Origin of the sequence: Mycobacterium sp. (genome assembly GCF_049683935.1) — a bacterium.
Taxonomy (GTDB): Bacteria; Actinomycetota; Actinomycetes; order Mycobacteriales; family Mycobacteriaceae; genus Mycobacterium.
Genome location: NZ_JBAUJR010000468.1, coordinates 1 through 9,527, shown reverse-complemented (window position 1 = coordinate 9,527; position 9,527 = coordinate 1). Strand labels below are relative to the sequence as shown.

Genomic DNA, 9,527 nt, shown 5'->3' with positions numbered 1-9,527 from the left:
CGCTGCCCCTGCGATGCAGCCTCGGCTTCGGCCTCGGCGGCGTGAGCGGGGCACAGCGGGCCGGACGACTTCGGCACCCAGTTCCGGCACCGGGGACCGCGCCGAGTGAGCGCCGCGCACTGGTGATTCCAGATCCGGTACCGCACGTCCTCGTTCAGGGGGCCGGTCCGTTCGTGACGCTGATCTGCCTGACCGTGCGGGGCGTCCGTCACGTCGAGGTGCTCCTCGCTGACGAGCCAGAGCACGTCCTCACCATCGGGGGTGACGCAAACGGCGGCGGTGTAGCCGGGCAGGCCGTCGCGATCCAGGGAGGCGCAACGTTCGCGGTCGACAAGCGCCATCACGCACCCCCCGCGCCGGGCCGGAGGTCTCGCGGGCTGTCGGACCGGGCGGTATGATTCGAGTCGTCCCTCACCAAGGACTTGATGGAATCCGCTTCGTTGTCCGCGAGGCGGATTCTCTCGTTGAGGGGCCTCATGGGGCACCACCCCCGTCGCCGGTCTCGCCGACGAGCTCCACGACGGCCCGGTATTCGCGTTTCCCGCGCCCGAGGTGGTCGGTCACCGTGACGGTGAGGACGTCGCCCTCGGCGGTCACGTCGGCGCGGGAATCCCAGTCGCCGTGTGGAATTGGGAACACCTCGGATGCCGCAGCCAGCCGGGCCGCGATCAGGACCGCTTCGCCGGTCATGCCGGACCTCCCGTCCGGGCGAGGTCACGCCGGGCAGGCTCCAGCAGGACCCGCAGCCGGTCGAGCTGCTCGCGGGTCAGGGCCGGGGCCTTGTCGACTACGCGCCGGACGTGCTCAGCCATCGCCGCGTCATCGAATTTCGCTGCGGCAGAGGCGGTCACGCTGCACCGCCGTAGGGCTTCATCGCGGCGTCGACCTCGTTGAGGTCCAGGCGTGTTCGGCTGTTGCCGATGCGGTAGCCGGTCAGTCGGCCGTCTGCGACCATGGTCCGGATGGTCCGGGTGGTCACGCCGAGGTGTTCGGCGGCCTGTTCCTGGGTGACCCACCTACGCGGGGTGGGGGGTGCTTCGGGGTCGAGTGCCATGATGGGCGGGAGTCCTTTGCGCATCGCAAAAACCGATGCGCCCTTGTCCCGGGGTCCCGCGGGGGCAGCGTTGAGAACACTAGCAGGAAGCGGTTAGCGCGGCCGGGAAGTGAAACGCGGTCAGCGAGTCGCGCCGCTCTGCTCTCTCCCGTTGATCTCGCAGAGCAGCGACAGCGGGACGCCCCGGTCCTGGCCGTACGCGAACACGATTGCCAGCAACTCGCCGGAGCGCTCCTCGGCCATCGTCAGCAGCTCCCCGAACCGAGCCTCGGTCACCCTGACCGCCCGGCCGCATGGCGGGTGGATGAACGACACCACCAGCGGGAGCGGGATCTCGCGAGCCTTCAACTGCCGGACCAGTTCTCGACGCTTTGACGTCGGCGCAGCGAGTAGCAGCCGGTTAGCGCCGGTCAGCGACGGAGCGCCGCCGCGCCCGGTGTCGAGTACCCGGACGTCACCCCCTGCGGTGACGTCGACAACCCCTACCAGCTCCTCGGGGTGACCGGCGCAGTCGCACACGATCAGCCAGCGACCAGCAACGTCGGTGGTGGCTGTACCTCGAATCATGTTGTCTTCCAGTTAATTTGGACGAAGTTGGGATCGAATCCGCGACCGTACCGGCCTGCGGGGAGGATCGTGACCGTCATCAAGAGGTCGATCACCGCCCGTTTCCGGTCCAGTGACGAGCCGTCGAAAACCGCACGCGGAGCACCGATCAGCCCCTCCAACACCCGCGTCCTCTGGCTGTCGAACATCGCGGACTCCACCTCGGTCAACTGCTGTGCGAGGTCGGCGGTGATCGTCTTCAACTGCAGGCCGGTCACCGACCCCTCGGCGAACAGGGACGCGGCCTCCTCCTGCCGGGCACGGAGCGCCGCCGCCCGGTCGCGCAGCACCCCGACATCCGGGCGGCTGTCGCTGACCATCAGTTCGGCGGCATCCGGGCGGGAGAGCCGGTCCACGACCAGAGCCACGACGTAACCGTCGACAGCGGTCATATCCCGAGTCACCTTGAAGCAGTGCTTGCACGCGTACACCGGACGCGACGGGTTCGGGCTGGTCCCGGCGCGGCCGGAGCCGACCGTCTTGCTGCACGCGCCGCACACCGCGATCCCGGACAGGAGATGCTTGCGACCGCTGGAAGTCCCGCCGATCCGTCGACCCGGCTGAGTGAGGATCGCGCGGGTGCCGTCGAGGATCTCCCGGTCCACGATGGGGGGCCAGTCGCCGGGGGTCGCGACCGGCTCCCCCCGGTACACCGCAACCCCGGCGTTCCGGTAGGCCATGAGCAACTGCCGGACGGTGGCGCCGGACCACTGTTTCCCGCGCCGTGTGGGCACGCTCGCGGCGTTCCAAGCCTTCGCGATGGTGTGCAGGCTGCCCCCCGCGAGGATGGCGCTGTAGGCGTCCCGGATCATCATCGCCTCGGCAGGTTCGAGCGCCAGCCGGTCGCCGTCCTGCCGGTACCCGAACGGGATCGTGGACCGGGTGGGGGACCCGGCCTCGGCTCGCTGCACGTTCGCTCGCCTCTGCCGGGCGCTCTTGCGCTCCACCTCCGACCTGCCTACTGCACCCTTGATCCGGGCGAACAGTCGACCACTGTCGGTAGACAGATCGGCCTCACCGCCGACCGTCGCGAGGGCGAGGTGCTTCCCCTCGGCCAGGTCGATGAGGTCCTCCAGTTCGCGGGGCTTCCGGTAGAGCCGGTCGAGGTCCCAGGCCACCACAGCGCCGATCGCTCCGGCCTCGATGTCCGCGAGCATCCGCTGATACGCCGGGCGGGGTTTCTGGCTGGTCGCGCTGGTGTCGTTGTCCATGTACTCCGTCGTTGACCAGCCCTTCGACGCCGCGAGCTTGGTGCAGTCCTCGCGCTGGCGGTCGACGGCAAGCATCGTGGCGTCGCGGTCCTCGGATTGCCGGAGGTAAATCGCTGCCTGCATGAAGTGCATACTAGCGCGATATTGGTAAGTCCGAACACCTGAACAACATGTCCGTGCTCGAGGGGTTTGGGCGGGGTGACGTGCTCGCCCATGATCCAGTTGAAGCCGACGCTGACCACATTGTGGTCACCCACCCAGCCTCGGTGGTACCCGTGGACCCCGGCGACCGTACCCTTCGGGATCGTCATGAACCCGAGGTCACTGTCACCGGTCGCCGCGGTGAACGTCACGTCGAACGTGATCCGGTCCAGCTTCGCCCCGATGGCGTCGGCCATCATCGCCGCGGACTCGGCGAAGACCTCGCTCTCCCTGCCCACACTCTCGGCGAGTCCGGGGGTGTCGGGGTCCTGGGAGAATCCCATCGCGGTCTGGGTGCCCGCGGATTCGTAGGTCGAGCAGTCGACGGACTCGGTGATCCGGATCTCGTCGACCCGCTCGCATGAACCGGACAGAACCATCCCCACGAGGTTGCTCATACCAGGGTGCGCACCGCTGCCGAAGATCGTGGAATTGCCCTTCTCGCAGGCTTTCCGGATGCGATCAAGATTCTGCGGTGACTGCTTGCCGCCGGTGATCCAGGCAGCGGTGGAGCAGACGTTGATGCCGGCCTCCAACAACTGAGTCAGCTCATCGATGCTCGGCCACAACGGGTTGTAACAGCAGGCGTCAGGCTGCAGTGCCACCAGTTCGTCGATGTTGTCGGTGGCCTTGATCCCGGTGGGTTCGGGCCACCCGGACAGCTCGGCCGCGTCAACACCGACCTTGTCCGCGCCGTGGGCATACACGCCGACCAGTTCCATGTCATCGCGGCCGATGATCGCGTGCAGCGACCGTCTTCCGATGTTTCCGGTGGTCCACTGGATGATGCGTAGCGGTCGGTCGGTGGTCGCTCGGCTCATGACATCTCCTCGTCGAGAGTGGGTCAACAGATCAAACTACTGCCCTTAGGGTGTCTACATGACTGACACGGTGGCAGTGGTGACCGGTGCCAGTAGCGGTGCCGGGCAGGGAATCGCGACGGCGCTTGCCGCAGTGGGCTGGAGGGTCTACGGAACCGGCCGCAGCATCGTCGAAGACCCGGGCTGGGGAACCGGAGTACCGCTGGACCATCGCGACGACGACGCCGTCTGCGGTCTGTTCGAGCGAGTCGGTCACGAGGCCGGTCGGCTGGATCTGCTGGTGAACAACGCCGCGGCCATCTCCGATGACCTCATCGGCCCCAAGCCGTTCTGGGAGAAGCCTCGCGAGTTGGCCGACGTGCTGGACGTCGGGCTTCGGTCGTCCTACGTCGCGGCATGGCACGCCGCGCCGCTGCTGCTTGCCGGCGAACGCGGCCTGATGGTGTTCACGTCGTCGCCGGGTGCGGTCTGCTACATGCACGGCCCTGCCTACGGCGCGCAGAAGGCCGGCGTCGACAAGATGGCCGCCGACATGGCTGTCGACTTCCGGGGCACGAGGGTGACGACGGTGTCGATCTGGATGGGAATCCTGCTCACCGACAAGCTGCGCTCGGCGTTCGACGGGCAACCGGAGGCGCTGGCCGGGTTCGCCGAACAGGCGGAGACACCGGAATACACCGGACACCTGATCAACGCGCTCTACCACGATCCGGCGCTGGGCGAACTGAGCGGCCACGCCGTCATCGGGGCCGAGCTGGGACAGCGGTACGGGATCACCGACGAAGGCGGTCGCACGCCGCCGTCACATCGCGAGATGTTGGGAGCCCCAAGGGAACCGAGTTCTGTCATCGTCCGCTAGCTCAGGGATTGATCAGACTCCACAGCCGATCTCTTCCCGCGCGCAGCGCCATTTCGGTCAACCGGTCGTCCCAGTACCGCACGGAACCGAATTCGGAACGCCACGCCAACGCAGCCCGGGTGAACTCGTGCAATCGGTGCTCGCTGGTGGTTCCCATCGCGCCGTGCACCTGATGAGCATTACGCACCACCACCGACGCCGCATGGCCGGTGCACGAACGTGCCGCCGCCACAAGGAAATCCAGATGCGGGCCAGACCAATCGCTGTCAACCGCAGCCGACAGCGCGGCCTCGGTGGCCGATCGTGCGAGCGCGGCTTCGGCAGCGATGTCGGAGACCAGATGCTGGACGGCCTGGAACTTCGACAGCGGACGACCGAATTGCTGACGCGAGGTCACATGGTCTATCGACGACGCCAGCGCTTCGTCCAGTGCCGCGCACACCTGTATCGACCTGACCAGAGCAGACTTCAACCGGAGTACTTCGACCAGTTCTGCGGCCACCGAAACGCCGGCCAGCGACTTCGGATCAACGACGACTGTGTCGCGAGGTTCGCCGATCATGTTGGTGCCGGCCGTGATCGTCACATCGCTGACTCCGACGTCCGCGGCCAGGTACTGGTCGGCGTCTCGCCACACCACCACGACCCGGTCGACGACCGACGCCCACGGCACCGCCGAAGCCTGCCCGCCCTCGTCGAGCAGACAGACCGTGCGCGTCGCGGCGTCAACGGGCATCCCAGCCGCCTCCAGCAGCCAGCATGCCAAGAGATCGTTCTCGGCCAATGGGATTCGAATGCCATGGCGGACTGCGGCGGTCAGCAGTTCGGCCGCCTCGTACCAACCGGCCCCACTGCCGCCGGACTGCTCGGCGCCGGTCAGCCGAACCAGTCCCAACTCATCGAGTTGGTGCCACAGCTCAGCATCCAAAACCGAGCCCCGCGAATGGGTATCGGATTTGCGCTTCTCGGCGAAGACCGCATCCATCATCTCCGTGAGGGCCGCGTCGACCTGTGGCGCTGTCATCGCATCCCCAATCCGCGGGCGATCACGCCGCGCAGCACCTCGTTGGTGCCGCCGCGGAGCGTGAACCCCGGCCGCTGATCAACAGCCATGGTGGCAACCTCCGAAAAGTGTTGTCCAACATCATGTTCACCCGCGAGATGGGCGAACTCGGCGATGTCGCCCTCAGTGGTGGTGCCCAGGACCTTTACCACCGCGGCGGGCACATCGGCGGGTTCATGTCGTTCCAGAGCGGCGGCGATCGCTGCGGACATCTGATGCAGACCGGCGACCCGCGCCACCAACCGTCCGAGATCCGCAGAGCGCGGAAGCCTGCGCTGAGACATCTCCTCCGCGCAGGCATCAAGGAGCACAAACGTCGACAGGAAGCGTTCGGAGCCGCTTCGCTCGAACGCGAGCTCCGATGTCACCTGCTGCCAGCCCTGCCCGATCTCGCCGAACACCATGGAGTCGGGAACGAAGGCTCCATCGAGGATCACCTCGTTGAAGTGGTGTGCACCGTTCATCGAAACGATGGGTCGGATGTCGACCCCGGGACCGCGCAGATCGACGATGAACTGGCTCAGGCCGGCGTGGCGATGAGCCGGATCGACGGGCTCGTTGCGGGCCAGCGCAATGAAGGCGTGTGCGAGATGGGCGCCGGAGGTCCAGACCTTGGTGCCGGTCAGCGCCCAGCCGCCCTCCACGCGTTCGGCACGGGTGCGCACGCTGGCAAGATCAGATCCCGAGTCCGGTTCGCTCATCCCGATGCCGAAGAAGCACTCACCTCGCACGATCTTGGGGAGAAACTCCGACCGTTGAAACTCGGTGCCGTACTTCAGCAGTGAGGGCACGATCTGCCGGTCGGCAATCCAGTGAGCGGCAACGGGCGCACCGGCGGCAAGCAGTTCCTCGGTGACGACAAACCGTTCGAGGAACGAGAGTCCGTGCCCGCCATAGGCGACCGGCACTGTCATACCCAGCCAGCCGCGCGCTGCAAGCGAGGCGGTGAAGTCTTCGTCCCACGCGCTGAGCCAGGCATCGACGGTCGGGGTGTACGCGCCCGCGGCACGTTGCTCGGCGAGGAACTGCCGCACCTCGTTGCGCAGTTCCGCGGTGGCTGACGGGTCGACGGCTGATCGGGGTACCAACCGGTCAAGTGTCATGAATCTCCTGCGCGTTCGTCGACCGCACCCTTTTCCTCGACGGTACCCGCGTCGCCGCGCGGTGCCGGGCGGTCCGCGGCGGCTTCAGGGCGTGACAGCGCGATCCCCAGGCCGAGATAGAACACCACGGTCAGCGTTCCGCCGAGATAGTGGTTCATCGGTCCGCCGGGGGAGATGAAGCTGCCGGGCGGCCCGATGATCGTGATGGTCTCGAGGAGCTGCTCGACGGTGAAGATCGCCGCCGCGGTGCCGAGCCATCGTGGAAGGCGACCCTCGTTGGCGGCCAACAGGATCGGGACGGCCACCATGATGTTGGCGATCGTCGCGGCGGGCAGCCACAGTGAGCCGACGTCGCCGATGACGCGCGCGCTGCTCGTCGCCAACTGGCCGGGGCGCAGTGCAGGCCCGCCGGTGAACCAGATCGCCACACACAGTTGGGCGACCAGCACCGCTGATCCGATCGTGAACAGGTGACCCGCGGGACCGGTAAGGCGGTCGCGGGCGAAGGTGAGCACCACCACGAGGCCGAGCGTGGAGAACGCCAGCAGCAGCGCCTGGACCCGCGCGGCAGCGTCGTCGTCGACGCCTGAGACCGTGGGGATCACCAGCACAGCCGTCGCGTAGAGCACCGCGAACGCGAGGCCTGCGATCATCGGGGCTCGACGGTTCATATCGGAGCAATCGTAGCCACCGCCGTCCCCAATGCGGAGTTCATCCCCAGGCTGCGTCGCTGCACCCCGGCGCGGACGCCTGACGTCGGCCGACGCGCTTACGGTCGGCCCATGTCCACCGAACTGCCCGTAGAGCGGCTGCGTCGACGTCTGGGCGCCGCCGCCGAAGACGACGACCCCGACGAACCGCGTGACACCTCACTGTCGCGGTGGCTACCGGAGAACACTCCATCGGGATCCGCCGGTTGGCTGTCGACGATCAGAGCGGACCCGGGTCGTGCCGGTGTCGTCGCGTTGGGCGTTGTCGGCGCCGTCGCCGTGCTGGTGACGGTGTTGAACCTGCTCTCCGATCGACCGCCCGCGGTGGTGTCGGCGAAGCTGCCGCCGGTGGAGATGGTGTCCTCGGCATCGCCGCCCCCGGGTTCGGTGGCACCGGGACCCGCGCCACCGGTGGTTGTCAGCGTCGTCGGTCTGGTCACCACGCCGGGGTTGGTCACCCTCGCTCCCGGTGCCCGGATCGCCGATGCGCTCGACGCCGCCGGCGGCGCACTCGACGGTGCCGACGTGATGGGCCTGAACATGGCCAGAAGAGTCGCCGACGGCGAGCAGATCGTGGTCGGAATCGGGGCGCCGCCCGGGCAACCCGTGGAGATGGGCAGCTCGATCGTTTCGGAGCCCGCGCCCTCGACCGCCGGGGCGCCCTCGGGCGAAATAGATTCGACGGCAACAACTTTGGTGGACCTCAACACGGCGGCGATCGACGAACTCGACACGCTTCCAGGAGTGGGGCCGGGGACCGCCGCCGCGATCGTCGCGTGGCGCGACGCCAACGGCCGGTTCGGCAGCGTGGATCAACTGGCCGAGGTCGACGGCATCGGGCCGGCTCGGCTGGACAAGCTGCGCGATCATGTCCGCGTGTGACGTCCGGATCGTCCCCGGCGTCCGGGTCGACCGACGTCGCCGCCCTCGACCTGCGGCTTGTCCCGGCGGCACTGACGTGCTGGGCGGTCACCGCGGCGGGAATCGTGTGGGCTCAGCCAGGCGTGTTCGCCGCGATCGCCGGTTCGGTCGCGGCGACCGCAGCGGCCGGGTGGTGGGGTAACGGTGGTCGGCGCCGCGACACCGATCGGCGGGGGTTGGCTGCCGCCGTGGCGGCTGTGCTCCTGGTGGGCGCCGGCTTCGCGGTCGCTGTGGTGTTGCGCGTCAACGAGGTTCGCCACCACCCGGTGCTGGGCTATCTGGGCCAGGCCACCGCAGTGGTCGTCATCCCGACGGAGACGCCGCGGCTACTCCAGGGCGGCCGCACGATGTTCCGCGGATCTCTGCTGGAACTCGACGGCGCGCGGTCCTCCGGCAAGGTCATCGTCTTCGCCTCTGCCGCTGGGTATCTACGGATCACGGCGGGTCAGCCCGTGGCGTTCCGCGCGCAGATCGGAGCGCCGAAGCGTCGCGATCTGACGGTCGCGACGCTCAACGCCACCGGCGAGCCGACCCTCGGTGCGGCGGCCCCGGTACATCAGGCGGCGCATCGTATCCGCGATCGCTTCGCGTACGCCTCCCGGCTGGTGCTGCCCGCCGACCAGGCGGCGATGCTGCCGGCGCTCGTCCTGGGCGACACATCGGGGGTACCCCAACACACCACCCGGGATTTCCGCCTGTCTGGGTTGACGCATCTGACCGCGGTGTCGGGGGCGAACGTGACGATCGTCTGCGGTGCGGTGTTGTTGACCGCGGTGTTGATCGGGCCGCGCACGGCGGTCTTCCTCGCTGCGGTCACCCTGGTGGCGTTTGTGGTGGTGGTGCAGCCGTCGGCGAGCGTGCTGCGCGCTGCGGTGATGGGAGCGATCACGCTGTTGGCCGTGCTGTCGCACCGTCGCCGGCAGGCGCTGCCCGCGCTGTCGGCGACGGTCATCATCCTGATGATCGGCGCGCCCGGAC

General features: G+C 68.0%; 12 protein-coding genes and 1 pseudogene. 3 read left to right on the top strand and 10 right to left on the bottom strand.

Annotated elements, in window-relative coordinates; translation table 11 throughout:
• The 7 genes and pseudogenes from WA965_RS26520 to WA965_RS26490 form a co-directional block, all read right to left on the bottom strand.
• Positions 1-341, bottom strand: a 341-nt coding sequence (locus WA965_RS26520; protein ID WP_526448217.1) for a hypothetical protein, incomplete at its 3' end; no start/stop codon positions are given.
• Between the two features lie 133 nt (positions 342-474).
• The gene (locus WA965_RS26515) at positions 475-690 is read right to left on the bottom strand and encodes a hypothetical protein (RefSeq protein WP_526297145.1); all 216 of its coding nucleotides are present in this window, start codon (positions 688-690) and stop codon (positions 475-477) included.
• Positions 687-851 (bottom strand): hypothetical protein, encoded by a 165-nt coding sequence (locus WA965_RS26510; RefSeq protein ID WP_526297143.1) that lies wholly within the window; start codon positions 849-851, stop codon positions 687-689. The genes WA965_RS26515 and WA965_RS26510 overlap by 4 nt, the downstream gene beginning before the upstream one ends.
• Positions 848-1,078, bottom strand: coding sequence for an excisionase family DNA-binding protein (locus tag WA965_RS26505; RefSeq protein ID WP_526297141.1), 231 nt, complete (start codon positions 1,076-1,078; stop codon positions 848-850). The genes WA965_RS26510 and WA965_RS26505 overlap by 4 nt, the downstream gene beginning before the upstream one ends.
• Before the next feature lie 96 nt (positions 1,079-1,174).
• Complete coding sequence (locus WA965_RS26500; protein WP_526297139.1) at positions 1,175-1,621, bottom strand: SGNH/GDSL hydrolase family protein; 447 nt, start codon at positions 1,619-1,621, stop codon at positions 1,175-1,177.
• Positions 1,618-2,994, bottom strand: a complete 1,377-nt coding sequence (locus WA965_RS26495; RefSeq protein WP_526297137.1) for a recombinase family protein — start codon at positions 2,992-2,994, stop codon at positions 1,618-1,620. Before WA965_RS26495 ends, WA965_RS26500 begins: the two co-directional genes overlap by 4 nt.
• An 8-nt stretch (positions 2,995-3,002) precedes the next feature.
• Positions 3,003-3,893: pseudogene (locus tag WA965_RS26490) on the bottom strand (NAD(P)H-dependent amine dehydrogenase family protein); the annotation flags it as partial.
• Between the two features lie 58 nt (positions 3,894-3,951).
• Here WA965_RS26490 and WA965_RS26485 point away from each other — a divergent pair.
• Complete coding sequence (locus WA965_RS26485) at positions 3,952-4,752, top strand: SDR family NAD(P)-dependent oxidoreductase (protein WP_526297135.1); 801 nt, start codon at positions 3,952-3,954, stop codon at positions 4,750-4,752.
• Between the two features lies 1 nt (position 4,753).
• Here WA965_RS26485 and WA965_RS26480 read toward each other — a convergent pair whose 3' ends face one another.
• From WA965_RS26480 to WA965_RS26470, 3 genes are read right to left on the bottom strand one after another with little or no spacing between them, the layout of a single operon-like run.
• Positions 4,754-5,776 carry an acyl-CoA dehydrogenase family protein gene (locus tag WA965_RS26480; protein WP_526297133.1) on the bottom strand — a complete coding sequence of 341 codons (1,023 nt, stop codon included), beginning with the start codon at positions 5,774-5,776 and terminating at the stop codon, positions 4,754-4,756.
• Positions 5,773-6,918, bottom strand: a complete 1,146-nt coding sequence (locus WA965_RS26475) for an acyl-CoA dehydrogenase family protein (RefSeq protein ID WP_526297131.1) — start codon at positions 6,916-6,918, stop codon at positions 5,773-5,775. The genes WA965_RS26480 and WA965_RS26475 overlap by 4 nt, the downstream gene beginning before the upstream one ends.
• Positions 6,915-7,571 carry a hypothetical protein gene (locus tag WA965_RS26470; RefSeq protein WP_526297129.1) on the bottom strand — a complete coding sequence of 219 codons (657 nt, stop codon included), beginning with the start codon at positions 7,569-7,571 and terminating at the stop codon, positions 6,915-6,917. The genes WA965_RS26475 and WA965_RS26470 overlap by 4 nt, the downstream gene beginning before the upstream one ends.
• 129 nt (positions 7,572-7,700) lie before the next feature.
• On the opposite strand from WA965_RS26470, the gene WA965_RS26465 reads away from it, so the two are divergent.
• Positions 7,701-8,510 carry a ComEA family DNA-binding protein gene (locus WA965_RS26465; protein ID WP_526448216.1) on the top strand — a complete coding sequence of 270 codons (810 nt, stop codon included), beginning with the start codon at positions 7,701-7,703 and terminating at the stop codon, positions 8,508-8,510.
• On the top strand, positions 8,507-9,527 hold a 1,021-nt coding region (locus WA965_RS26460), incomplete at its 3' end, for a ComEC/Rec2 family competence protein (RefSeq protein WP_526448215.1). The genes WA965_RS26465 and WA965_RS26460, both read left to right, overlap by 4 nt.

What these genes read in the sequence shown, in the direction of transcription:
- WA965_RS26515 (WP_526297145.1), bottom strand. Translation starts at nt 690, where the DNA reads ATGACCGGCGAAGCGGTCCTGATCGCGGCCCGGCTGGCTGCGGCATCC.
- WA965_RS26505 (WP_526297141.1), bottom strand. Translation starts at nt 1,078, where the DNA reads ATGCGCAAAGGACTCCCGCCCATCATGGCACTCGACCCCGAAGCACCC.
- WA965_RS26500 (WP_526297139.1), bottom strand. Translation starts at nt 1,621, where the DNA reads ATGATTCGAGGTACAGCCACCACCGACGTTGCTGGTCGCTGGCTGATC.
- WA965_RS26495 (WP_526297137.1), bottom strand. Translation starts at nt 2,994, where the DNA reads ATGCAGGCAGCGATTTACCTCCGGCAATCCGAGGACCGCGACGCCACG.
- WA965_RS26485 (WP_526297135.1), top strand. Translation starts at nt 3,952, where the DNA reads ATGACTGACACGGTGGCAGTGGTGACCGGTGCCAGTAGCGGTGCCGGG.
- WA965_RS26480 (WP_526297133.1), bottom strand. Translation starts at nt 5,776, where the DNA reads ATGACAGCGCCACAGGTCGACGCGGCCCTCACGGAGATGATGGATGCG.
- WA965_RS26475 (WP_526297131.1), bottom strand. Translation starts at nt 6,918, where the DNA reads ATGACACTTGACCGGTTGGTACCCCGATCAGCCGTCGACCCGTCAGCC.
- WA965_RS26470 (WP_526297129.1), bottom strand. Translation starts at nt 7,571, where the DNA reads ATGATCGCAGGCCTCGCGTTCGCGGTGCTCTACGCGACGGCTGTGCTG.
- WA965_RS26465 (WP_526448216.1), top strand. Translation starts at nt 7,701, where the DNA reads ATGTCCACCGAACTGCCCGTAGAGCGGCTGCGTCGACGTCTGGGCGCC.